This is a genomic window from Streptomyces sp. NPDC005070 (assembly GCF_053600395.1).
The window spans coordinates 14915-37661 of the sequence record NZ_JBSFZS010000081.1; the positions used below are offsets into that span (position 1 = coordinate 14915).

The window sequence follows — 22747 nt, forward strand, 5'->3', positions numbered from 1 at the left end:
ACTGATGGCCGCGAGCCCCAGTACCCTTGGCTTCATGAGCACTCTTGAGCCTGAGACCCAGCCCCAGCGAGGCACGGGGACGGGGACCCTCGTAGAGCCGACGCCGCAGGTGTCGCACGGCGACGGGGACCACGAGCGCTTCGCCCATTACGTCCAGAAGGACAAGATCATGGCGAGCGCGCTGGACGGCACGCCCGTGGTGGCGCTGTGCGGCAAGGTGTGGGTGCCGGGCCGCGATCCGAAGAAGTACCCCGTGTGCCCCATGTGCAAGGAGATCTTCGAGTCCATGGGCGCCGGTGGCGGCGACCAGGGCAAGGGCGGCGACAAGAAGTAGCGCCGGGCTCCGGCCCCGGCGCATACGCCGCGCAGACCGGCCACGGCCGCGACGCCCCCAGGCGAGGGGTGCCGCGGCCGTGTCGCGTACGGGGCGGGGACGGGGTCGTGCGCGGGCGTCGCGGCCGTTTCGTTCGAGTGGAGCGCGGCCGTGTCCTGTGCGGGCCGGGCTGTTTTTCACAGCCGCCCGCGATCACAGAGTGGTGTAGACCTCTTGTGGGCGGGTCCCGGTACTCCATAGCCTCCGGGTGTTGTGCGATGCGAAACCGTCTTTGCGCATACCGCAACACGCTCTGGCTGGAGGACGCCCGTTGAAGCCCAGTGCCCCCGGATCGCCGTGGCGCGGACGGTGACCACCGCGTCGCCGGTCGGCACCAGACGCCCCGCGGCCGGGCAGTGCCCTGCGGTCGACCGGTGCCTTGCGCTCGACCGGCGCCCCGGATCCGGCCGGCGCCCTGCGGTCGACCGGTGCCCTGCGGCCGGCCAAGACCCTCCGGTCGACTGGTGCCTTGCGGTCGACCCGCGCCCCGGACCCGACCAGTGCCCTCCCGCCGCGCGGCCGCAAGGGGTCCGCGCAACTGTCCGGCCGCAACGGGCCCGCCGCGCGGACCGCGGCCTTGCCGCGGATCTTTCCCGGGCATCCCGGGGCGGCGGGAATTCGTCCGCCAGTTCCCCGGACGCCTTCTCCGGCCGGATCGCGGCGCGGTCGTCCCCGCGCTCATCGGATTTCCCCCGGCGTCACCGCCACGACGATTCCGCTTCCGATTCCGGGCCGCCTCGCCGGTCGTGTTCCGGGCCGCCCGGACGGCGCCCCGCGAGGCTCCGGCGGACCCCTCTTCCCCTTCCCGTCCGACTTCGGCCCACCGAAGTCGGACGGGCTCGAAGATCCCGCCGCGCGCGGCCTTCCCGCGGCCCTTCGCGGCCCCGGTGCCGCGCGGTTTCACCGAGGCCGTCGCGGACGCGCGGAAGGCGTCCGTGAACCCGGCCGGGCACACAGCACGCGATTTCTCCGGCGGATCCCTTTCCCGCCCGCCGTTCCCCGGCTCACGGCCGCCCGGACGATTTCCCGCGTGCCGATCCTCCGCGTGCCGATCTTCTTCGTACGCGAACCCCAGTGACTCGTCTCCGGCCCCGGCGGCGGTAAAGGACTGAAGGACGGATGGACATGAAGGACACGGGCCTGATTCCCGCTCCCCTCGTCGTCGAAGGCGCGGCGGAGGGGCGGTTCACGCTGGACGCGGACACCGTCCTGTGGGCCGCGCCGGGCACGGACACCACCGGACGCTGGCTCGGCTCGACCCTCGGCGCCGCGCTCGGACTGCCGCTGCGACCTGGGCCGCGGGACGCTCCGCGCGCCGTTCGCCTGCTCCTCGACGACGCGCTGGGGCCGGAGGCGTACCGGCTCGGCGTCGGCGACGACGGTGTCGAGATCCGCGGCGGCGACGCGGCCGGCGTCTTCTGGGGCGCCCAGACACTGCGTCAACTGCTGGGCCCCGACGCTTTCCGCCGCGCCCCGGTCCGTCCGCGGACGGCGTACGAAATCGAGCACGGGGTCATCGAGGACGCGCCCCGATTCCGCTGGCGCGGCCTGATGCTCGACGTCTCCCGGCACTTCATGCCGAAGGAAGGCGTCCTGCGCTACCTCGATCTGCTGGCCGCGCACAAACTCAACGTCTTCCACTTCCATCTCACCGACGATCAGGGATGGCGTGTCCAGATCAATCGCTATCCGAAGCTGACGGAGATCGGTTCCTGGCGGGCGCGCACCAAATTCGGCCACCGGGCCTCGCCGCTGTGGGACGAGAAGCCGCACGGAGGCTTCTACACCCAGGACGACATCCGGGAGATCGTCGCGTACGCGGCCGAGCGGCATATCGCCGTCGTCCCCGAAATCGACATCCCCGGCCACTCGCAGGCGGCCATCGCCGCGTATCCGGAACTGGGCAACACCGACGTCATCGACACGACCTCCCTGACCGTCTGGGACAACTGGGGCGTCTCCAAAAACGTACTCGCCCCCACTGACAACACCCTGCGCTTCTACGAGGGGGTGTTCGAGGAACTCCTCGAACTGTTCCCGGCGGACCCGGACCGCTTCCCGGAGTTCTCCGGCTTCTTCCACATCGGGGGCGACGAGTGCGCCAAGGACCAGTGGAGGGAGTCGGCCACGGCGCAGGCCCGCATCCGGGAACTCGGGCTCGCCGACGAGGACGAGCTGCAGGCCTGGTTCATCCGGCACTTCGACAACTGGCTGTCCGCGCGCGGACGTCGGCTCATCGGCTGGGACGAGATCCTGGAGGGCGGTCTCGCGCCCGGCGCCGCGGTCTCGTCGTGGCGCGGCTACCAGGGCGGTGTCACGGCCGCGCGCGCGGGCCACGACGTCGTCATGTGCCCCGAGCAGCACGTGTACCTGGACTACCGTCAGGCCGCGGGCGAGGACGAACCGGTGCCGATCGCCTACGTGCGCACCCTGGAGGACGTCTACCGCTTCGAGCCGGTTCCGCCGCAGCTCACCGAGGCGGAGGCGCGGCACGTGCTGGGCATGCAGGCCAACCTGTGGACCGAGGTGATGGAGGACCACACGCGCGTGGACTACCAGGCGTTCCCGAGGCTCGCCGCCTTCGCCGAGGTCGCCTGGAGCCGCCTGCCGGCCCCCGGGGAACGGGACTTCACCGGCTTCGAGCGGCGGATGAACACCCACTACGGGCGGCTCGACGCCCTCGGCGTGGCCTACCGCGCGCCCTCGGGTCCGCGGCCGTGGCAGCGGCGGCCGGGGGTGCTCGGACGCCCGATCGAGGGGGCGCCCCCGAACGTGTGAGACCGCTCACGGTCGCCCGGCTCCGGGGCCCGCGCCCCGGAGCCGTTGCACCGCAAGGAAAAATGGCCCCCAAGGGGCACCGAAGAGTGATAATCGGCTTCCAGCGGTGATGCCGTGCGAAAACAGGCCATCTCCCTGGTGAGACGGGCGAATGCCTCCTAGCGGACCCCCGCGTCGAGGGCCCGGGAAGATGTGCCAGAGTTGCCACGTCCGCCCTGTCAGCACGTACCGTACGGCAGCACAGGTGGGACCAGGTGGGGCAGCGGGAAGGGGCAACCGGTTTGACCACGCACGCACCGCAGACGGCGCAGGCCGTGACGCTGCCCGTCTCGCTGGACGAGGCGGTGGCGGCGCTGTCCGCCATGCCCACGGCCGTTCCGGTGGCCGGCGGCACGGATCTCATGGCCGCGGTCAACTCCGGACAGCTCAGGCCGGCCGCGCTCGTCGGCCTCGGCCGGATCACCGAGATCCGCGGCTGGCAGTACCAGGACGGCCACGCGCTGCTCGGCGCGGGCCTCACGCACGCCCGCATGGGCCGCCCCGACTTCGCCGCCCTCATCCCGGCGCTCGCGGCCGCCGCGCGGGCGGCCGGACCGCCGCAGATCCGCAACGCCGGCACCCTCGGCGGCAACATCGCCTCGGCCGCTCCCACCGGGGACGCGCTGCCCGTACTGGCCGCCCTGGAAGCCACGTTGATCATCGCGGGGCCGGGCGGAGCCCGCCGCGAGATCCCCGTGTCGCACCTGCTCGCCGGTGTGGACATGCTCCGCGGCGGAGAACTCATCGGCTACGTGCGCGTGCCGCTGCTGCACGCCCCGCAGGTCTTCCTGAAGGCCACCGGGCGCACCGGACCCGGGCGCGCCATCGCCTCCGTCGCGGTCGTCCTCGACCCGGCCCGGCGCGGCGTGCGCTGCGCCGTCGGCGCCATAGCGCCGATGCCGCTGCGGCCGCTGGACGCCGAGGCCTGGGTGGCCCAGCTCATCGACTGGGACAACAACCGCGCGATCGTCCCCGAGGCGCTGAACGCGTTCGGCGAGTACGTTGCCGCGGCCTGCATCCCGGACCCCGTCCCCGCCGAGGACGGAACCCTCACACCGCTTCCGCCCGCCGTACTGCACCTGCGGCGCACTGTCGCCGCGCTGGCCCGACGAGCACTTGGAAGGGCACTGTCGTGACCGACGACCAGCACGAAGAGGGCGCTTCGCGCGGTGGGAGCCGCTGGGACCCGCTGCCCCAGGGCGACTACGACGACGGAGCCACCGCCTTCGTCAAACTCCCCGAGGGCGGCATAGAGGCGCTCCTCGCCAGCCGGGAGCCGCTGGCCGCGCCCGGACACGGCTATGTGCCCCCGCAGATCTCCGTGACGCCCGCCCCGCCCGAGTCCGCGGACCCGGCCGCCGGCGGCACCTGGGCCGGTCAGGGCGGCAGCACGCAGTGGCCGGATCACGACACCGCACAGCAGGCCGGCGCCCACGACGACCGGTTCACGTACCACCCCGGGTCCACCGGGCAGTGGCAGTTCGACGACGGCTCCGGCCAGGCGCAGGGCCCCGGACACGACGTGACCGGGCAGTGGTCGATCCCGGTGGCCGGTGGCGACCTCCCGGACGAATCGGGCGAGTTCACCACCTCCGCGCTCGTCGAGCAGTGGGGCGGCACACCGCCCGCCACGCTCCCCGGCGGCGCGGCCGCGCCCTGGGCCGGCGAGATCGGACAGCCCTGGACCGCCGATGCCGGCGAAACGGCCACTGAGGCCCTCGCCGGACACGCAGGGCATCCCGGAGTCGAATCGCCCGCGCAGGCCGCCCACGGGCCCGCGCAGCCCGCTCACGAGGCCCCCGAGTCCGTCGCCGACCCCGAGCCGGTGACTGCGGGGACACCCGAGGCGGCCGAGCCGGATCCGCCGCACGAGGCCGACGAGACACCCGACGAGGACCTCCCGGCCCCGCCCGGACCCGACGATCACCCCCTCGCCTCCTACGTCCTGCGCGTCAACGGCGCCGACCGGCCGGTCACCGACGCCTGGGTCGGCGAGTCGCTGCTCTACGTGCTGCGCGAGCGGCTCGGCCTCGCGGGCGCCAAGGACGGCTGCTCGCAGGGCGAGTGCGGTGCCTGCAACATCCAGGTGGACGGCCGGCTCGTGGCGTCCTGCCTGGTACCCGGCGTCACCGCCGCCGGCAGCGAGGTGCGCACTGTCGAGGGCCTGGCCGCCGACGGACAGCCCTCCGACGTCCAGCGGGCCCTGGCCAGGTGCGGTGCCGTGCAGTGCGGTTTCTGCGTCCCCGGCATGGCGATGACCCTGCACGACCTGCTGGAGGGCAACCCCGCTCCGACCGAGCTGGAGACCCGCCAGGCCCTGTGCGGCAACCTGTGCCGCTGCTCCGGCTACCGCGGTGTCCTGGACGCCGTGCGCGAGGTCGTCGCCGAACGCGAGGCGCACTCCGCCGCCGCGGCCGAGGCCGCCCCCGAGGCGGACGAGGCCCGCATCCCGCACCAGGCCGGCCCCGGCGCCGGAGGCATCCACCCGTCCGCGTACGGGGACGGCGCCGCCTACGGTTCCCCGGCACAGCAGCCGTACGGCCAGGACGGAGGCCAGGCGTGACCAACCAAGCCGCGACCGCGACACCGGCGGCGCCCGAGACGGGCCCCGAGCCCCTGCCGCACGGGCTCGGCGTCTCGCTGCCCGCCGCGGACGACCGCGCCAAGACCGAGGGCACGTTCCCCTACGCCGCCGACCTGTGGGCCGAGGGCCTGCTGTGGGCCGCCGTGCTCCGCTCGCCGCACCCGCACGCCCGCATCCTGTCCATCGACACCAGCCACGCGCGCGAGATGCCCGGCGTACGCGCGGTCATCACCCACGAGGACGTGCCCGGCACCCCGATGCACGGCCGCGGCAGAGCCGACCGTCCGGTGTTCGCCTCCGACGTCGTACGCCACCACGGCGAGCCCATCGCGGCCGTCGCCGCCGACCACCCCGACACCGCGCGGATGGCCGCCGCCGCCGTCATCGTCGAGTACGAGGTGCTCGAACCGGTCACCGACCCGGAGCACGCCTTCGAGGCCGAACCGCTGCACCCCGACGGCAACCTGATCCGGCACATCCCGCTGAGCCACGGCGACCCGGACGCGGTCGGCGAGGTCGTCGTCGAGGGCCTGTACCGCATCGGCCGCCAGGACCCCGCCCCCATCGGCGCCGAGGCCGGACTCGCCGTGCCCCGCCCCGACGGCGGCGTCGAGCTCTACATCGCCTCCACCGACCCGCACAGCGACCGCGACGCGGCCGCCGCCTGCTACGGCCTCGAACCCGCGCGCGTGAAGGTCGTCGTCACCGGTGTCCCCGGAGCCACCGCCGACCGCGAGGACCAGGGCTTCCAGCTCGCGCTCGGCCTCCTCGCCCTGGCGACCGGCTGCCCGGTGAAACTCACCGCCACGCGCGAGGAGTCCTTCCTCGGCCACGCCCACCGGCACCCGACCCTGCTGCGCTACCGGCACCACGCCGACACCGAGGGCAACCTCGTCAAGGTCGAGGCCCAGATCCTGCTCGACGCGGGCGCCTACGCCGACACCTCCGGCGAGTCGCTGGCCGCCGCCGTCTCCTTCGCCTGTGGCCCGTACGTCGTACCGAACGCCTTCATCGAGGGCTGGGCCGTCCGCACCAACAACCCGCCCTCCGGCCATGTGCGCGGCGAGGGCGCCCTCCAGGTGTGCGCCGCCTACGAGGCCCAGATGGACAAGCTGGCGAAGAAGCTCGGCGTTGACCCCGCCGAGCTGCGCCTGCGCAACGTCCTGGCCACGGGCGACGTCCTGCCCACCGGCCAGACGGTGACCTGCCCGGCGCCCGTCGCCGAGCTCCTCCAGGCCGTACGCGACTACCCGCTGCCCGCCCTGCCCAAGGACACGCCCGAGGACGAGTGGCTGCTGCCCGGCGGCCCCGAGGGCGCGGGCGAACCCGGTGCCGTACGCCGCGGTGTCGGCTACGGACTGGGCATGGTGCACATGCTCGGCGCCGAGGGCGCCGACGAGGTCTCGACCGCCACCGTCAAGGTCCACGACGGCGTCGCCACCGTGCTCTGCGCGGCCGTGGAGACCGGCCAGGGCTTCACCACGCTGGCCCGCCAGATCGTCCAGGAGACTCTCGGCATCGACGAGGTGCACGTGGCTCCGGTCGACACCGACCAGCCGCCGGCCGGACCGAGCTCCCGCGGCCGGCACACCTGGGTGTCCGGCGGAGCGGTGGAGCGCGCGGCCAAGATGGTCCGTACGCAGTTGCTGCAGCCCCTGGCGCACAAGTTCGGCATGTCCACCGAGCTGCTCCAGATCACCGACGGCAAGATCACGTCGTACGACGGAGTGCTGTCGACCACGGTCACCGAGGCCATGGACGGCAAGGAACTGTGGGCGACCGCGCAGTGCCGCCCGCACCCGACCGAGCCGCTGGACGAGAACGGCCAGGGCGACGCCTTTGTGGGCCTCGCGTTCTGCGCCGTCCGCGCGGTGGTCGACGTCGACATCGAACTCGGCTCGGTACGGGTCGTGGAGCTGGCGCTCGCCCAGGACGTCGGCCGGATCCTCAACCCGGCGCAGCTCAGAGCCCGCATCGAGGCCGGCGTCACCCAGGGCGTGGGCGCCGCGCTGACCGAGAACCTCCGCACCAACCGCGGTCTGGTCCGCCACCCCGACCTCACCGGCTACGCCCTGCCGACCGCCCTGGACGCGCCCGACATCCGCATCGTCAAGCTGGTCGAGGAACGCGACGTCGTCGCCCCCTTCGGTGCCAAGGCGGCCAGTGCGGTGCCGGTCGTGACCTCGCCCGCGGCCATCGCCTCCGCCGTCCGCGCGGCCACCGGCCGGCCGGTCAACCGACTGCCGATCCGCCCGCAGGCGGCCGTGGTGACGGCCTCGTGACCGAGCGGGAGCGCGCGTCGGGCGAATCCTCGCCGGACGGCTCCGCCCCGCCGGTCCCCGGCGCCGAAGCCGGGCAGCCGCGCTACGAACCCGCGCCCGGTGTGGGCAAACTGCTGGTCTGGGTGCTGCTGTTCGTGCTCGCGGCCGTCGCCGTCGTCCTCGGCGGCGTCTACTTCACCTGACGTCCACCGCTTCACCCGACGTCCACCGCTTCACTCGAAGCCCACCGCTTCCCTGACGCCCACCGCGGCGCCCCGCCGACGTTTTCCCGACCCGGTGCGGTCCGTCCCGGCGCGCCCCTGGCGTTGTCAGTGGTGCGGCGTATCGTTCTGGCTCGTGGGGAACTGCCGTGGCACGACCGGCCGTTCCCTCCCGGGGGAAGCACGGAGCGTTCACATGCGCGGGGGAGCCATGAGTACGACTGACACCGATGTCGACGGCACGATCACACTGTCCGAGGACGAGCTGGATCCGTTCGTCACGCACGCGGGCACCCGGGACCGGCTCACCGGCCCCGGACTGCCCCACGACGACGCGCTGCTCGCGTTCGACGCCCTCCGCGAGCACGGCCTGCGCACGGTCGCCGACCTCGCGGGCGACGCCGACAAACTCGCGGAGGAACTGCGCGACCAGCTCGTCGTCGGAGCGCTGCGCAGCCTCGACCGGGACCTGGAGTCGATCCTGCTCGACGGGACGACGGGGGCGGTGTCCTCGGCGTACGTCCGGCCGAACCCCGCCCACCTGGACCTCTCGCCCCTGGCGCCCTCCCTGGACGCCCTGCTGCGCTTCGCGGCGGCCACCGGGGAACTGACCCTGTCCCGGGGCCGTTCCGGCCCGTTCGGCCCGAAGGCGGTCGCGCAGGTGTCGGACCGGCTGAGCGCCGTCTTCGAGGACGCCACCGGTGAGGACGTCCCGCCGTACTGGCGGATGGCCGCCCTGATCCGCCCGCTCGCCCGGATCGCCGGACCCGGCGACGGACTCGTCCTCGGCCTGCCGAAGCGGCTGCTGGACGAGGAGTTCGGCGCGGGCGGGATCATGCGCTTCGAGGACGTCGACTTCCCGCCCGCCCTGACGCACGAGCCGACCCGCCGCTTCCTGCGGGAGTCGGGCCTGCCCGAGGACGGCTTCCTGTTCCAGCTCGACACCGAGATGCCGCTGGCGGCCCTCACCGAGTACTACGCGGACGAGGGCCCCGACGCGTTCTCCGCCGCTCTGCTCCCGGCCGCGGCCGGCCGCCTCATACGCCTGGGCAACCTCCTGGAGGACACGAGCCTGGTGCTGGACGGCACCACGGGCGCGGTGCTCGCCTGGAGCGAGCCGGACCTCACCGTGCGCCCGCTCAACGCGGACATCTCCACGCTGGCGTTCACCCTGTGGCTCCTTCACCGCGAGAAGACGGTGGACGCGGTCCACCACCTGAGCGACTCCTACGAACAGCTCGCCGCCACCCTGACCGAGACGCTCGCCACCGTCGATCCCGGCGCCTGCGACCGGACCCCGGCGCTCCCCGGCGACGACGGCCGCCGCCACTGGCCGGAGATATTCGAGGACCGCTCGGCCGGCATGCTGTACGCCTAGCGGTCCTGGCGGTCCTGGCGGTCCTGGGCGGCCGAGACCGCCCGACAGAAACGGCCGCCCCGAAGCAGAACGGCCGCCCCTGAACGGGACGGCCGGCTCCTGCGTGGAGACCGTGGCGGGATTCGAACCCACGTAACTCGAGTTGCAGTCGAGCCCCTGAACCACTCGGGCACACGGTCGTTCTCAGGTGCGGCACGGCTCACTCGTTCCGAACCTGATGAGAAGACCCTAAGCGCGGTGCCGGAAGGGGCTCAAGGGTTCCGGGGCGGCCGCAACGCGACTGCCACACGCCGTTCACGAAAGGCGGTCGGCCCGCCGGGAACCTGGTCGCGCCCCGGCCCGGGGGGAGTGGACCTAGGTCCAAAGGACTGCCTGATCACCGACCACCGACAGGAGTCACCGAAAGCTGCGCACCTTACGCTGACCGGCATGACAGCAGTGGAAGTGAGCGAGGCCGCGACGATTCCGTCCGGGAGCGAGGGCGCCGACGACCGCGGGGTGCTCGGCCGGGCCCACCGGGCGCTCACCATCGGGATCGTCTCCGTGGTCCTGGTGATCGCGTTCGAGGCGACGGCCGTGGGGACGGCGATGCCCGTGGCCGCGCGAGAGCTCGACGGGGTCGCCCTGTACGCGTTCGCGTTCTCCGCCTACTTCACCACGAGCCTGTTCGGGATGGTGCTCGCCGGTCAGTGGTCCGACCGCGACGGGCCGCTGACCTCGCTGGCCTCGGGCATCGGCGCGTTCGCCGCCGGACTGCTGCTGTCCGGGACCGCCGGGGGGATGTGGATGTTCATCCTCGGGCGGGCCGTCCAGGGACTCGGCGGCGGGCTCGTCATCGTCGCCCTGTACGTCGTCGTCGGGCGGGCCTACCCGCAGCGGCTGCGGCCCGCGATCATGGCGGCGTTCGCGGCGGCCTGGGTGGTGCCGTCCGTGGTCGGACCGCTCGCCGCGGGCGCGGTCACCGAGCACCTCGGCTGGCGCTGGGTGTTCATCGGCATTCCGGCGCTGGTCGGCGTCCCGCTCGCGCTCGCGCTGCCCCAGATACGGCAGCGGGCCTCCGGGCCCGCCGGAACGGCCGACCGCCCGCGGCTGGACCGGCGGCGCATCCGGCTGGCGTTCGGGATCGCGCTGGGCTCCGGGCTGTTCCAGTACGCCGCACAGGATCTGCGCCCGCTCTCCCTCGTCCCCGCCGCGGCCGGTGCCGCGCTGATCGTCCCCGCCGTGCGCGGGCTGCTGCCCCGCGGCACCTGGCGGGCGGCCCGCGGACTGCCGTCCGTGGTGCTGCTGCGCGGGGTCTCCGCCGGTGCCTTCATCGCCGCCGAGTCCTTCGTGCCGCTGATGCTGGTCACCCAGAGAGGGCTGTCGCCGACGCTCGCCGGACTCTCGCTCGCGGCCGGCGGCGGGACCTGGGCGCTGGGGTCCTGGGTGCAGGCGCGGCCGCGCGTGGAGCCGTACCGGGACCGCCTGATGTTCCTCGGCATGCTGCTGGTCGCGGCGGCCGTCGCCGCGGCGCCGAGTGTGCTGATCCCCGCCGTGCCGGTGTGGACCGTCGCCGTCGCCTGGGCGTTCGGCTGCTTCGGGATGGGTCTGGTGATCGCCTCGACCAGCGTGCTGCTGCTCCACCTCTCGGCCCCGGAGGAGGCCGGCGCCAACTCGGCCGCCCTGCAGATCTCCGACGCCCTGTCCAACGTGCTGCTGCTCGCCGTCGGCGGAGCCGCCTTCGCGGCCCTGGGCGGCGGCGCGGTGGCCGACACGGCCACGGCCGCGACCTCCGGCGCCCACACCTCCCACCCGGCCGCCTTCGCCGCGGTGTTCCTGCCCATGGCAGGGGTGGCACTGCTGGGCGCCTGGGTGACGACACGCTTGCGGGGACCGGCGACCACGGGCTGACGGACCTGCGGCGATGGCTCGTGCCACGGCTTCCGCAGAGGGCTGCCCGGGGTGCCGGTGGTGCGGGCGGGTGATCTGTGACGTCAGTCCCATCCACCGCCGCCCCGGCCTTGTCCGCACCTCGTCGCGAGGCGGGCGCCGGTAGGGTGGCCCGGTTGTCATACGTAGCCGAGCCGTCCGCGCGCCTCCCGTCACGCCTCGTCCGACGCGCCGCGCACGGACCCGGACGCTCCCAATCGACACCCAGACCGGAGACCGTGACTACCACCGCCGCCAGCGCCTCCACGCACACCCACCACCTCTCGCCCGCCTTCCCCGGACGAGCCCCCTGGGGCACCGCCAACAAGCTGCGCGCCTGGCAGCAGGGGGCGATGGAGAGGTACGTCCAGGAGCAGCCGCGCGACTTCCTCGCCGTAGCCACCCCCGGCGCGGGCAAGACGACGTTCGCGCTGACGCTCGCGTCCTGGCTGCTGCACCACCACGTCGTGCAGCAGGTGACCGTCGTCGCGCCGACCGAGCACCTGAAGAAGCAGTGGGCCGAGGCGGCCGCGCGGATAGGGATCAAGCTCGATCCCGAGTACAGCGCCGGACCCCTCAGCAAGGAGTACCACGGCGTCGCCGTGACGTACGCCGGTGTCGGTGTGCGCCCCATGCTTCACCGCAACCGCTCCGAGCAGCGCAAGACCCTCGTCATCCTCGACGAGATCCACCACGCCGGTGACAGCAAGTCCTGGGGCGAGGCCTGCCTGGAGGCGTTCGAGCCCGCCACCCGCCGGCTCGCCCTCACGGGTACGCCCTTCCGCTCCGACACCAACCCCATCCCCTTCGTGACGTACGAAGAGGGCAACGACGGCATCCGGCGGTCCTCGGCCGACTACACGTACGGCTACGGCAACGCGCTGGCCGACCATGTCGTGCGGCCCGTCATCTTCCTCTCCTACAGCGGCAACATGCGCTGGCGCACCAAGGCGGGCGACGAGATCGCCGCCCGGCTCGGCGAGCCGATGACCAAGGACGCCATCAGCCAGGCCTGGCGCACCGCGCTCGATCCGCGCGGCGAATGGATGCCGAGCGTGCTGCGCGCCGCCGACCAGCGCCTCACCGAAGTGCGCAAGGGCATCCCGGACGCCGGGGCGCTCGTCATCGCCGCAGACCAGGACTCGGCCCGTTCCTACGCCAAGCTGATCCGCGAGATCACCGGCACCAAGGCGACCGTCGTCCTGTCCGACGACACCGGCGCCTCGAAGCGGATCGACGACTTCGCGGCGAGCGACGACCGCTGGATGGTCGCCGTCCGTATGGTGTCCGAGGGCGTCGACGTGCCCCGCCTGGCCGTCGGCGTGTACGCCACCACCATCTCGACCCCTCTCTTCTTCGCCCAGGCCGTCGGCCGTTTCGTGCGGTCCCGCAGGCGCGGCGAGACGGCGTCCGTGTTCCTTCCGACCATCCCGGACCTCCTCACCTTCGCCAATGAGATGGAGGTCGAGCGCGACCACGCCCTCGACAAGCCGAAGAAGGAGGGCGAGGAGGACCCGTACGCCGAGTCCGAGAAGGAGATGGACGAGGCGAACAAGGAGCAGGACGAGGACACCGGCGAGCAGGAGCAGTTCTCCTTCGAGGCGCTGGAGTCCGAGGCCGTCTTCGACCGGGTCCTCTACGACGGCGCCGAGTTCGGCATGCAGGCCCACCCGGGCAGCGCGGAGGAGCAGGACTACCTCGGCATCCCCGGACTCCTCGAACCCGACCAGGTGCAACTGCTGCTCCAGAAGCGGCAGGCCCGGCAGATCGCGCACAGCCGCAAGAAGCCGGACTCCGAGGCGGACCTCCTGGAGATCCCGGCCGAGCGCCGCCCCGTCGTCTCCCACAAGGAGATGCTGGAACTGCGCAAGCAGCTCAACACCATGGTCGGCGCGTACGTCCACCAGAGCGGCAAGCCGCACGGTGTGATCCACACCGAGCTGCGCCGCGTCTGCGGCGGCCCGCCGAGCGCGGAGGCCACGGCCGGACAGCTCCGGCAGCGCATCGCCAAGGTCCAGGAGTGGGCCACCCGGATGCGGTGACGTCCCCCGGGAACCGTCGGGGACGCCCGAGGCGTCCATGACCGGGGGGACATGGGCAACCGGTTACCTCCGGACACGGCGGTATACGGAACCCGCGGCACGCGTGCCGCAGCCGTACCGAGGGGGGCGTGTGCCGGCCGGTGAGGCGTGCACGGCGGCCTGTGCGCTGCGTACGCGGGCGGTGTACGCCGAGTGGCGCACGCCCCGCGTTCCGGGACAAACGGAATCACTTCGCACCGGCCGATGCCCGGATTCTGGACGGAGGCTTCCGCTCAGCGGACCGGCTCGCTACTGTCCGGCTACGCACACGCCCCGTGGCAGCGCCGCCGCGGAGCGCAGCCGTGAAGCGACTGCGGCCCGGGAACAGCCCGGGGCGCCGGCCGACCGGCGGCCTCTGAAGCGCGTCGCCGACGGGACTCGGTGCCGCATCCGCCGGACGAGGGCCGTCGACCTCACCACTAAGGAGTGGGCGTCGTGACCGCGGAGACCTCTCAGACGCTCGACCGGGGACTGCGGGTCCTCAAGCTGCTCGCCGACACCGATCACGGGCTGACCGTCACCGAGCTCTCGAACAAACTGGGCGTCAACCGGACCGTGGTGTACCGGCTGCTCGCCACACTGGAGCAGCACGCACTCGTACGCCGTGATCTGGGCGGCCGTGCCCGGGTCGGGCTCGGCGTGCTGCGCCTGGGCAGCCAGGTGCATCCGCTGGTCCGGGAGGCCGCGCTGCCCGCGCTGCGGGCGCTGGCCGAGGACATAGGCGCGACGGCGCATCTGACCCTGGTCGACGGGACGGAGGCGCTCGCCGTCGCGGTCGTCGAGCCGACCTGGACGGACTATCACGTGGCCTACCGCGCCGGTTTCCGGCACGCCCTGGACCGGGGGGCCGCGGGTCGAGCGATCCTCTCCGCCCGGCAGGCGCCGGTGGGCGAGCCCGGCTACACGCTCACCCACGGCGAGCTGGAGGCCGGCGCGTGCGGGGCCGCGGCGCCGTTGATCGGGGTGACGGGGGTCGAAGGCAGCGTGGGCGTGGTCATGCTGGCGGACGCCGTACCGGAGCGGGTCGGCCCGCGCGTGGTCGACGCGGCCCGAGAGGTGGCCGACGCCCTGCGCTGACCGGGCCGCAGGGTGCGTACCCGGTGACGTTAGATTGACCCCGTGCTCTCTCGCCTCACGCGCCCCCGGGCCGTCGCCGTCTGCGCCCTTCCCGTCGTGGCCCTCCTCGCCACGGCGGTGTTCGCGCCGCTGCCGTTCTCCCTGGCGCAGCCCGGCCTGACGGCGAACGTCCTCGGCGAGAACAAGGGCGAACCGGTGATCACCATCAGCGGGGCGCCCACCCGCGACACCAGCGGCCAGCTCCGGATGACCACGATCGAGGCCACCGGCCCGGACGCGAGTGTCTCCCTCGGCGACGTGCTCAGCGCCTGGTTCGCCACGGACAAGGCCGTGATGCCCCGCGACTCGGTCTACCCGAGCGGCGGCAGCGTCAAGGAGATCGAGCGGCACAACGCGAACGAGATGAAGGAGTCCCAGGACAGCGCCACCGAGGCGGCCCTGGGGTACCTGCACGAGAAGGGCGATGTGAAGGTTACGCTCAAGCTCGCCGACGTCGGCGGACCGAGCGCGGGACTGCTCTTCTCGCTCGGGATCGTCGACAAGCTGGACGGCGACGGCAGCGGCGGCGACCTCACGGGCGGCCGGGTCGTCGCGGGTACGGGGACGATCGACGCCGACGGCAAGGTCGGCGCGGTCGGCGGTGTCAGCCTCAAGACCCAGGCGGCCCGCCGCGACGGCGCGACCGTGTTCCTGGTTCCGAAGGCGGAGTGCTCGGACGCGAAGGCGGAGCTGCCGAAGGGGCTCCGCCTGATCCCGGTGACCGACCTCGACGGAGCGGTGAACTCCCTGGTGGCCCTGGAGAAGAACAAGGGCTCGGTCCCGAGCTGCTAGGGACCGGCTCCCGGCAGTGACCACACTCCCGGTCGGGAGCGTGGTCTGTCAGCAGGCGACGGCGACGGTCGCCTTCGGCGCGGAGGCCAGCCGGAGACCGACCTCCACGAGCGTCCAGCCGACGCGGGCGCGCAGCCGGCGCGGGTTCCCGGCCTCGGTCGTGAGCCGGTACGCGTCCGCCTCGGCACGCAGGTCGGCGGCGCGCACGTGCTGCAACTGGAGGTGGGTCTCGGGATGCATGGCAGTGACCTCTCTGTCGGTGTGATCGAGTCGTGCGCGGTGTCCGAACGGGTGGATCAGCCGGAGGCCTGAGGGAAGACGTGCGTGTGGAAGCGCACCTGCTCCGCCTCGGGATCGTCCTCGGGTCGTTCGAGGGCGCAGTAGCTGTCGAGCAGGTCGTGCATCTTCTTGACGAGTTCCTTGGCCTGCGCCGGGGTCAGGCGCATCGTGAAGTCGCTCATGTCGGAGGCGGGGGTCCATCTGTCCCCCCACTCCTCGCGGGTGCCGAGCCAGGTCGACAGCTCACGCGCGTGGGTGGTGGCCACCTCGTGCAGGAACATGTCGGCCGCTCCCCGTACCGCCGGGTCCGGGTCGCTGAGCAGGTCCTCGCCGAAGTCCAGGCCCTGGTGCACCGCCCGCCACCAGCGCTCGCGCCCCTTGCCCCGCTCGGGCGCGTCCTCGACGAAGCCGTGCGCGGCGAGCTGTCGCAGGTGGTAGCTGGTGGCCCCGCTGGACTCGCCCAGCCGCTCGGCGAGCATCGACGCGGTGGCCGGCCCCCTCTGGCGCAGGCTGCTCAGCAGTTCCATGCGCAGGGGGTGGGCGATCCCGCGCAGGGAGCGGGCGTCGAGGCGGCGGTGCTGCGGGGGTTCGGGCGGCAGAGGTGGCTGCGGGGGGAGGGGTGCTTCGGGGGGAAGCGGTGGCTGCTCCGTCATGAGTACAAAGATAGCGTTGCAAAGAAGTCCTTGCAACGGGTTCTTTGTAACTTTGCCGCCGGGTCCCGCCCGCCGGCCGAATCCCCGAAGTCGCCACCCCCGTAAGCCTGTTCAGTCCTGCTTCACGAAGCCCTCCGACGTCATCCAGTCCAGCGCCACCTCGTGCGGGTCCTGGCCCTGGACGTCCACCTTCGCGTTCAGATCCTGCGCCACCGTGTTGTTCAGCCTCTTCGTCACCGGCTCGATGACCTCGGCGATCTGCGGATACTTCTTCAGGGCCTTGGAGTTGATCACCGGGGCGGCGTTGTAGTTGGGGAAGAACTTCTTGTCGTCCTTCATCACCACCAGGTTCATCGACTTGATGCGCCCGTCGGTGGTGAACACCTCCCCGTACGTACAACTCCCCTTCTCCACCTGGGTGTAGATGATCCCGGTGTCCATCTGGGTGATGTTCTTCGCGGGGATGTGCATCCCGTACGCCTTCTCCATGCCCGGCAGCCCGTCGGCCCGGTTGGCGAACTCGCTCTCCACGCACAGCGTGACGGCGCTCGGGTCCGACTTCGAGAGCGCGGCCACGTCGGACAGCGTGGTCGTGCCGTACTTCTTGAAGTTGGCCTGGTTCATGGCGAGCGCGTAGGTGTTGTTCAGGGCGGACGGCGGCAGCCAGGTGACCCCGTTCTTCGGGTCGGCGTCGTGCACGGCCTGCCACTGCTTCTGCGGGTCCGGGATCGGCTCGCTGTTGCCGAGGTAGGTGATCCACGCGGTGCCCGTGTACTCGTACATGGCGTCCGCGTCACCGTTCTTGATGGCCTCGCGCGCGCCGATCGAGCCCTGGATGCCGGTGCGGTCGACCACCTTCGCACCCGCCGCCTGGAACGCGATGCCCATGATCGCGCCGAGGATCAGCTGCTCCGTGAACTCCTTCGACGCCACCGTGAGGTTCGCGCCCTTGAGCGGCTCGCCCTGCCCGATGGTCCCCGGCTTCACGTTGTCGGTCATGGGGGAGCCGCTGGTCAGCCCGCACGCGGACGCCAGGACGAGGACGGCGGCCAGGGCCGCGTGGGCGCGCGCCCTCCTCATGTCCCCACCTCCAGCCCGCGCGGCCGCAGCAGCAGTTCCGCCAGCGACGCCAGCCAGTCGACAAGGAGCGCGAGGGCGACGGTGAGGATGGCGCCGAGGACCAGAACCGGCATGCGCTGGGTGGTGATGCCCGTGGTGATCAGGACACCGAGACCGCCGCCTCCGCCGAACGTGGCCAGCGTCGCGGTGCCCACGTTCAGGACGAGCGCCGTACGGACGCCGGCGAGGATCAGCGGTACGGCCAGCGGCAGTTCGACCCGGCTGAGCACGCCCAGCGGTGACATGCCGATGCCGCGCGCGGCCTCCAGCAGGGTCGGGTCGTTGGCCTTCAGGCCGGTGATCGTGTTGGACAGGACGGGCAGGATCGCGTAGATCGTGATGCCGATCAGGGCGGACTTCTCGCCGGTGCCGAGCCAGATCACGAGCAGGGCCAGCAGACCGATCGCCGGGGTCGCCTGCCCCATGTTGGCGATCGTCATGGCGATGGGGGTGAACTTGCGGAACGCCTTGCGGGTCAGCAGGATCCCCAGCGGAATCGCGATGATCAGCACGAAGAACGTGGAGATCACCGTCAACTGGATGTGCTGCCAGAGGGCTTTGGACACCTGGCCGTTCGACAGCGCGTTGCGGGAGATCGCGTCGAGGTCGGCCTGCTGGAACCAGATCCACGTGCCCAGCAGCAGAGCGATCAGCACGGCGGGCAGGAAGGTCAGTTTCTGCCAGCCGATCCGCCGCCTCGGGGCCGTCGGCGCCGGCGGCGGCACCTCCCGCTCCGTGCCCTCACCTTCGCTGTCGTCACGGAAGGCCACCCCCTTGACCTCGTGTTCGCCCTCGGGACGCCGATCGGTGGGCGGTGTGCTCACGCCTTCGCCTCCCCGTCGTCGACACCCTCCTGCTCGAACTGGGTCTGATGGGCACGCGCCTCCTCCAGTTCGTGCTGGTGCTCCATGGCCTCCAGCCGGTCGGCCTCCAGGAGCTCGTGCACGGAGTTCATCAGGGTCTCCATGTCGACCACCCCGGTGTACTCGCCGCGCCGCCCCGTCACCGGGACCCGGCCCGAGTTGTCCGTGAGCACCGCCTCCAGGGCGTCGCGCAGGGTGGCGTCCCTGGTCACCGTGTCGTGCACCAGCGTGCCGGCCCGCGCGAGCGAGCCCTTGGCCCGCATCAGATCGCCGCGCCGCAGCCACTTGTAGGGGCGGCCCCGCTTGTCGAGCAGCAGGATCTCGTTCGTACCGCTGGAGCGCAGCTTGTCGAAGATCTCCTGGAGCGGATCGTCCACGGTGACCGTCGGACAGCCGCTGATCTCCACATCCCGTACGCGGCTGAGATTGAGCCGCTTCAGCGCCGCGCCCGCGCCCACGAACCCGGACACGAAGTCGTCGGCCGGGTTGGTGAGGATCGCCTCCGGGGTGTCGAACTGCGCGATGTGCGAGTGCTCGCGCAGCACCGCGATCCGGTCGCCCAGCTTGATGGCCTCGTCGAAGTCGTGCGTCACGAACACGATCGTCTTGTGCAGCTCGTACTGGAGCCGGATCAGCTCGTCCTGGAGGTGGTCGCGCGTGATCGGGTCCACCGCGCCGAACGGCTCGTCCATGAGCAGGACGGGCGGGTCCGCGGCCAGTGCCCGCGCCACGCCCACGCGCTGCTGCTGACCGCCGGAGAGCTGGCGCGGATAACGGCTCTGGAACTCGCCCGGGTCCAGCCCGACGAGGTCCAGCATCTCTTCGACCCGCGCCTTGATCCGCGCCTTGGACCAGCCCACCATCCGCGGTACGAGCGCGATGTTCTGGGCGACCGTCATGTGCGGGAAGAGCCCGGACGACTGGATGGCGTACCCGACCTTGCGGCGCAGCTTCACCGGGTCCATGTCGGTGACGTCCTCGCCGCCGATCCGGATGCGGCCGCCGCTCGGCTCGATCAGCCGGTTGATCATCTTCAGGGTGGTCGACTTGCCGCAGCCGGACGGGCCGACGAAGACGACGAGCTCACCCGCCTTGATCTCCATGTTGACGCTGTCGACGGCCGCCTCCCTGCTGCCGGGGTAGCGCTTGGTGAGGTTCTCCAGCTCGATCGTGGCGCCCGTGGTGGACGACGTGCCCCCGCCCGCGCCGCCCCCGCCCGCGCCGCTTCCGCTGCGCGCGCCGCCCGCCGCGCCGGCGGGACCCTCGCCGTCCGCAGGGCCTTCGGCGGTCTCCGCTGTCTCAGGCACGGATCCCCCTCGGAATGGTCAGCCGGCCCAGCAGGACGTAGGCGGCGTCGAAGAGCAGCGCCAGGATGATGATCCCGACCGTGCCCGCGAGCACCTGGTTGAGCGCGTTCTTGCTGCCCAGCGAGCTGATGCCGCGGAAGATCTCGTTGCCGAGGCCGGGCCCGGAGGCGTAGGCCGCGATGGCGGCGATGCCCATCAGCATCTGCGTGGAGATCCGGATGCCGGTCAGGATCGGCGGCCAGGCCAGCGGCAGTTCGACACGCATCAGGCGGATCGTCCGCGACATGCCGATACCCCGGGCCGCGTCCACCAGCGAGGGATCGACACCGCGCAGGCCGACGATCGCGTTGCGCACGATCGGCAGCAGCCCGTACAGCGTCAGGGCGATCACCGTCGGCGGGACGCCCAGGCCCACGATCGGGATCAGCAGACCGATCATGGCCAGCGAGGGAATCGTCAGAATCGCGGAGGTCGTCGTGGTGGCGAGGTTGCCCGCCCAGTCGCTGCGGTAGGTGACGACGCCGATCAGTACGCCGATGACGGTCGCCACGACCATGCACTGGAAGACCGCGCTGGCGTGCTGGTAGGCGTCGGTGAGGAGCTGTTCGTGGCGGCTGCTCAGGTACTGCCAGAAGTTCACGCCGGGTCACCTCGCTCCTCGGTTCAGCGCTCGGCCGCCGCCTGTTCCACGAGCGGGATGATCCGCAGCGGAACAGGGTTCTCCATGACGATCGCCGTGGAGGCCCGGACGATGCCATCAAAACCGACAACCCGGTCGATCACACGTTGGAGATCGGCGTTGGAGCGGGCCACCAGGCGGCACAGCATGTCCCCGCTGCCGGTCGTCGTGTGCAGCTCCAGCACCTCGGGCACGGTCGTCAAGTGGGCTCGTACGTCCGCGCCTTGTCCCTGCCGGATCTGGAGCGTGGCGAACGCCGTGACCGGATAGCCGAGCGCGGCCGGGTCGACCTCGGGACCGAAGCCCCGGATGACTCCGTTCGACTGAAGGCGGTCCAGCCGGGCCTGCACCGTCCCCCGCGCGACCCCGAGCCGCCGGGACATCTCCAGCACGCCGATGCGCGGCTCCTCGGCCAGCAGCACGAGCAGCCGCCCGTCCAGATGATCGATCGCCATGGGTGCCTCCGAGATGGTCATCGTGTACAGAAAGCCCGACGGTACGGGCCACTCACTGAACATATTGCTCAGTCGACAGGCGAACTATTGCGCACCTTGCGGAACGGAGAGAGCCTGCGGCCATGACGCAGACCACACACGACACTCCCGACACCGCCCGGCAGGCCGATCCCTTCCCGGTCAAGGGAATGGACGCGGTCGTCTTCGCCGTCGGCAACGCCAAGCAGGCCGCGCACTACTACTCCACGGCCTTCGGCATGCGGCTCGTCGCGTACTCCGGACCGGAGAACGGCAGCCGCGAGACGGCGTCGTACGTCCTCGAGAACGGCTCGGCGCGCTTCGTGTTCACCTCGGTGATCAGGCCCGCCACCACCTGGGGCCACTTCCTGGCCGAACACGTGGCGGAGCACGGCGACGGCGTCGTCGACCTCGCCATCGAGGTCCCGGACGCGCGCGCCGCCCACGCGTACGCCGTCGAGCACGGCGCCCGCTCGATCGCCGAGCCCTACGAGATGAAGGACGAGAACGGCACGGTCGTCCTCGCCGCCATCGCCACGTACGGCAAGACCCGCCACACGCTCGTCGAGCGACGCGGTTACGAGGGCCCCTACCTGCCCGGGTACGTGGCCGCCGCGCCGATCGTCGAGCCGCCCGCCCAGCGCACCTTCCAGGCCATCGACCACTGCGTCGGCAACGTCGAACTCGGCAAGATGAACGACTGGGTCGGCTTCTACAACAAGGTCATGGGCTTCACGAACATGAAGGAGTTCGTGGGCGACGACATCGCGACCGAGTACAGCGCGCTGATGTCGAAGGTCGTCGCCGACGGCACGCTCAAGGTCAAGTTCCCGATCAACGAGCCCGCCATCGCCAAGAAGAAGTCCCAGATCGACGAGTACCTGGAGTTCTACGGCGGCGCGGGTGTCCAGCACATCGCGCTGAACACCAACGACATCGTCGCGACCGTGCGGGCCATGCGCGCGGCCGGTGTCCAGTTCCTCGACACCCCCGACTCCTACTACGACACGCTCGGTGAGTGGGCCGGCGACACCCGCGTCCCCGTCGACACCCTGCGCGAGCTGAAGATCCTCGTCGACCGCGACGAGGACGGCTATCTGCTCCAGATCTTCACCAAGCCGGTCCAGGACCGTCCGACCGTCTTCTTCGAGATGATCGAGCGGCACGGCTCGATGGGCTTCGGCAAGGGCAACTTCAAGGCCCTCTTCGAGGCGATCGAGCGCGAGCAGGAGAAGCGCGGCAACCTCTGACCCGTGGAACCGGCCCTTCCTGATGGTCGGCCGGTCCTCACCTGCCCGGCGGACGTCGACACGGCGTCCGCCGGACAGGTTTTCGCGTTTCTGCCCGGCTGCCCGGCTGCCCGGCCGTCCGGGTGCATGGGCGTCTGCGTGCCTGGGCGTCCGGCTTCCCGCCGTCCGTCCGAGTGTTCCGAACGGGCGGAGGCGTCCCGGCGCTTCGGCTTCCGCTTCCGTGTCAGTGCGGCGCGGGCGCTCCCGGGGTGGCCGGCGGGGCCGCCGGCTCCTCGTCCGCCGCCTCTCCCGACTCCTCCGGCGGGCCCCCGGCCGACGGCTCGCCCAGCGCCGTCAGCGCCTCCCGCGCCGCCGGCGCCAGCAGCGGCGAGAAGTACGGATTGATCCGCAACGCCTCGGTGAGATGCCGGCGGGCCGGACCGGACAGTCCCAGATCACGCTCGATCTGTCCCCGGTGGTACGCGTACAGCGCGCTGCGCACATCGCCCCCGTGCTCCTTGTCCGTGGCCCGCACGGCGAAGCCGAGCGCCTCCTGGTCGTTCCCGGCGCGGTGCAGCGCCCAGCCCAGCGCGTCCGCCACCGCGATGCCGGGC

The 22747-nt window shown here is 71.9% G+C and carries 19 protein-coding genes, 1 tRNA gene and 1 pseudogene; 12 read left to right on the top strand and 9 right to left on the bottom strand.

Annotated elements, in window-relative coordinates:
* Window positions 1–34: 34 nt before the first annotated feature.
* The 7 genes from ACWEBX_RS25225 (at window position 35) to ACWEBX_RS25255 (ending at window position 9634) form a co-directional block, all read left to right on the top strand.
* Window positions 35–334, top strand: coding sequence for a DUF3039 domain-containing protein (locus tag ACWEBX_RS25225; RefSeq protein WP_351861896.1), 300 nt, complete (start codon window positions 35–37; stop codon window positions 332–334).
* A 1164-nt stretch (window positions 335–1498) separates the two neighbouring features.
* Window positions 1499–3151 carry a beta-N-acetylhexosaminidase gene (locus ACWEBX_RS25230; RefSeq protein ID WP_451887093.1) on the top strand — a complete coding sequence of 551 codons (1653 nt, stop codon included), beginning with the start codon at window positions 1499–1501 and terminating at the stop codon, window positions 3149–3151.
* A gap of 281 nt (window positions 3152–3432) precedes the next feature.
* Window positions 3433–4326 carry an FAD binding domain-containing protein gene (locus ACWEBX_RS25235; protein ID WP_355761051.1) on the top strand — a complete coding sequence of 298 codons (894 nt, stop codon included), beginning with the start codon at window positions 3433–3435 and terminating at the stop codon, window positions 4324–4326.
* Window positions 4323–5753 carry a 2Fe-2S iron-sulfur cluster-binding protein gene (locus tag ACWEBX_RS25240; RefSeq protein ID WP_451887094.1) on the top strand — a complete coding sequence of 477 codons (1431 nt, stop codon included), beginning with the start codon at window positions 4323–4325 and terminating at the stop codon, window positions 5751–5753. Before ACWEBX_RS25235 ends, ACWEBX_RS25240 begins: the two co-directional genes overlap by 4 nt.
* Window positions 5750–8056, top strand: coding sequence for a xanthine dehydrogenase family protein molybdopterin-binding subunit (locus tag ACWEBX_RS25245; RefSeq protein WP_451887095.1), 2307 nt, complete (start codon window positions 5750–5752; stop codon window positions 8054–8056). The genes ACWEBX_RS25240 and ACWEBX_RS25245 overlap by 4 nt, the downstream gene beginning before the upstream one ends.
* Entirely contained in the window at window positions 8053–8238 is a 186-nt protein-coding gene (locus ACWEBX_RS25250) for a hypothetical protein (protein WP_451887096.1), read from the top strand. Before ACWEBX_RS25245 ends, ACWEBX_RS25250 begins: the two co-directional genes overlap by 4 nt.
* A gap of 229 nt (window positions 8239–8467) precedes the next feature.
* On the top strand, window positions 8468–9634 hold the full coding sequence (locus tag ACWEBX_RS25255) for an SUKH-4 family immunity protein (RefSeq protein ID WP_451887097.1): 1167 nt from the start codon (window positions 8468–8470) through the stop codon (window positions 9632–9634).
* 104 nt (window positions 9635–9738) lie between these two features.
* Here ACWEBX_RS25255 and ACWEBX_RS25260 read toward each other — a convergent pair.
* Window positions 9739–9813 (bottom strand) — tRNA-Cys (locus tag ACWEBX_RS25260).
* 250 nt (window positions 9814–10063) lie between these two features.
* Here ACWEBX_RS25260 and ACWEBX_RS25265 point away from each other — a divergent pair.
* From ACWEBX_RS25265 to ACWEBX_RS25280, 4 genes are all read left to right on the top strand, one after another.
* Window positions 10064–11524 carry an MFS transporter gene (locus tag ACWEBX_RS25265; protein ID WP_451887098.1) on the top strand — a complete coding sequence of 487 codons (1461 nt, stop codon included), beginning with the start codon at window positions 10064–10066 and terminating at the stop codon, window positions 11522–11524.
* Between the two features lie 257 nt (window positions 11525–11781).
* The gene (locus ACWEBX_RS25270; RefSeq protein WP_451887099.1) at window positions 11782–13584 is read left to right on the top strand and encodes a DEAD/DEAH box helicase; all 1803 of its coding nucleotides are present in this window, start codon (window positions 11782–11784) and stop codon (window positions 13582–13584) included.
* Between the two features lie 474 nt (window positions 13585–14058).
* Window positions 14059–14700, top strand: a complete 642-nt coding sequence (locus ACWEBX_RS25275; RefSeq protein WP_339129602.1) for an IclR family transcriptional regulator — start codon at window positions 14059–14061, stop codon at window positions 14698–14700.
* A 42-nt stretch (window positions 14701–14742) separates the two neighbouring features.
* Window positions 14743–15531 (top strand): YlbL family protein, encoded by a 789-nt coding sequence (locus tag ACWEBX_RS25280; protein ID WP_451887100.1) that lies wholly within the window; start codon window positions 14743–14745, stop codon window positions 15529–15531.
* A gap of 48 nt (window positions 15532–15579) precedes the next feature.
* Here ACWEBX_RS25280 and ACWEBX_RS25285 read toward each other — a convergent pair whose 3' ends face one another.
* The 7 genes from ACWEBX_RS25285 to ACWEBX_RS25315 all read right to left on the bottom strand — a co-directional run bounded on the left by ACWEBX_RS25285 (window position 15580) and on the right by ACWEBX_RS25315 (window position 20886).
* Window positions 15580–15771 carry a hypothetical protein gene (locus ACWEBX_RS25285; protein ID WP_451887101.1) on the bottom strand — a complete coding sequence of 64 codons (192 nt, stop codon included), beginning with the start codon at window positions 15769–15771 and terminating at the stop codon, window positions 15580–15582.
* A gap of 56 nt (window positions 15772–15827) precedes the next feature.
* Entirely contained in the window at window positions 15828–16463 is a 636-nt protein-coding gene (locus ACWEBX_RS25290; protein WP_451887102.1) for an ArsR/SmtB family transcription factor, read from the bottom strand.
* Between the two features lie 111 nt (window positions 16464–16574).
* Window positions 16575–17543 (bottom strand): glycine betaine ABC transporter substrate-binding protein, encoded by a 969-nt coding sequence (locus ACWEBX_RS25295; RefSeq protein WP_451887103.1) that lies wholly within the window; start codon window positions 17541–17543, stop codon window positions 16575–16577.
* Window positions 17540–18352, bottom strand: a complete 813-nt coding sequence (locus ACWEBX_RS25300) for an ABC transporter permease (protein ID WP_451887107.1) — start codon at window positions 18350–18352, stop codon at window positions 17540–17542. Before ACWEBX_RS25300 ends, ACWEBX_RS25295 begins: the two co-directional genes overlap by 4 nt.
* A gap of 50 nt (window positions 18353–18402) precedes the next feature.
* Window positions 18403–19752, bottom strand: coding sequence for a betaine/proline/choline family ABC transporter ATP-binding protein (locus tag ACWEBX_RS25305; RefSeq protein WP_451887104.1), 1350 nt, complete (start codon window positions 19750–19752; stop codon window positions 18403–18405).
* The gene (locus ACWEBX_RS25310; protein ID WP_451887105.1) at window positions 19745–20392 is read right to left on the bottom strand and encodes an ABC transporter permease; all 648 of its coding nucleotides are present in this window, start codon (window positions 20390–20392) and stop codon (window positions 19745–19747) included. The genes ACWEBX_RS25305 and ACWEBX_RS25310 overlap by 8 nt, the downstream gene beginning before the upstream one ends.
* A gap of 23 nt (window positions 20393–20415) precedes the next feature.
* Complete coding sequence (locus ACWEBX_RS25315; protein WP_384802074.1) at window positions 20416–20886, bottom strand: Lrp/AsnC family transcriptional regulator; 471 nt, start codon at window positions 20884–20886, stop codon at window positions 20416–20418.
* 122 nt (window positions 20887–21008) lie between these two features.
* Here ACWEBX_RS25315 and hppD point away from each other — a divergent pair, with 122 nt between their 5' ends.
* Window positions 21009–22154, top strand: coding sequence for a 4-hydroxyphenylpyruvate dioxygenase (hppD, locus tag ACWEBX_RS25320; RefSeq protein ID WP_451887106.1), 1146 nt, complete (start codon window positions 21009–21011; stop codon window positions 22152–22154).
* A 223-nt stretch (window positions 22155–22377) separates the two neighbouring features.
* On the opposite strand, the pseudogene ACWEBX_RS25325 reads toward hppD, so the two are convergent.
* A pseudogene (locus tag ACWEBX_RS25325) lies at window positions 22378–22747 on the bottom strand (hypothetical protein); the annotation flags it as partial.

What these genes read in the sequence shown, in the direction of transcription:
- ACWEBX_RS25225 (WP_351861896.1), top strand. Translation starts at nt 35, where the DNA reads ATGAGCACTCTTGAGCCTGAGACCCAGCCCCAGCGAGGCACGGGGACG.
- ACWEBX_RS25230 (WP_451887093.1), top strand. Translation starts at nt 1,499, where the DNA reads ATGAAGGACACGGGCCTGATTCCCGCTCCCCTCGTCGTCGAAGGCGCG.
- ACWEBX_RS25255 (WP_451887097.1), top strand. Translation starts at nt 8,468, where the DNA reads ATGAGTACGACTGACACCGATGTCGACGGCACGATCACACTGTCCGAG.
- ACWEBX_RS25265 (WP_451887098.1), top strand. Translation starts at nt 10,064, where the DNA reads ATGACAGCAGTGGAAGTGAGCGAGGCCGCGACGATTCCGTCCGGGAGC.
- ACWEBX_RS25285 (WP_451887101.1), bottom strand. Translation starts at nt 15,771, where the DNA reads ATGCATCCCGAGACCCACCTCCAGTTGCAGCACGTGCGCGCCGCCGAC.
- ACWEBX_RS25290 (WP_451887102.1), bottom strand. Translation starts at nt 16,463, where the DNA reads ATGACGGAGCAGCCACCGCTTCCCCCCGAAGCACCCCTCCCCCCGCAG.
- ACWEBX_RS25295 (WP_451887103.1), bottom strand. Translation starts at nt 17,543, where the DNA reads ATGAGGAGGGCGCGCGCCCACGCGGCCCTGGCCGCCGTCCTCGTCCTG.
- ACWEBX_RS25315 (WP_384802074.1), bottom strand. Translation starts at nt 20,886, where the DNA reads ATGGCGATCGATCATCTGGACGGGCGGCTGCTCGTGCTGCTGGCCGAG.
- hppD (WP_451887106.1), top strand. Translation starts at nt 21,009, where the DNA reads ATGACGCAGACCACACACGACACTCCCGACACCGCCCGGCAGGCCGAT.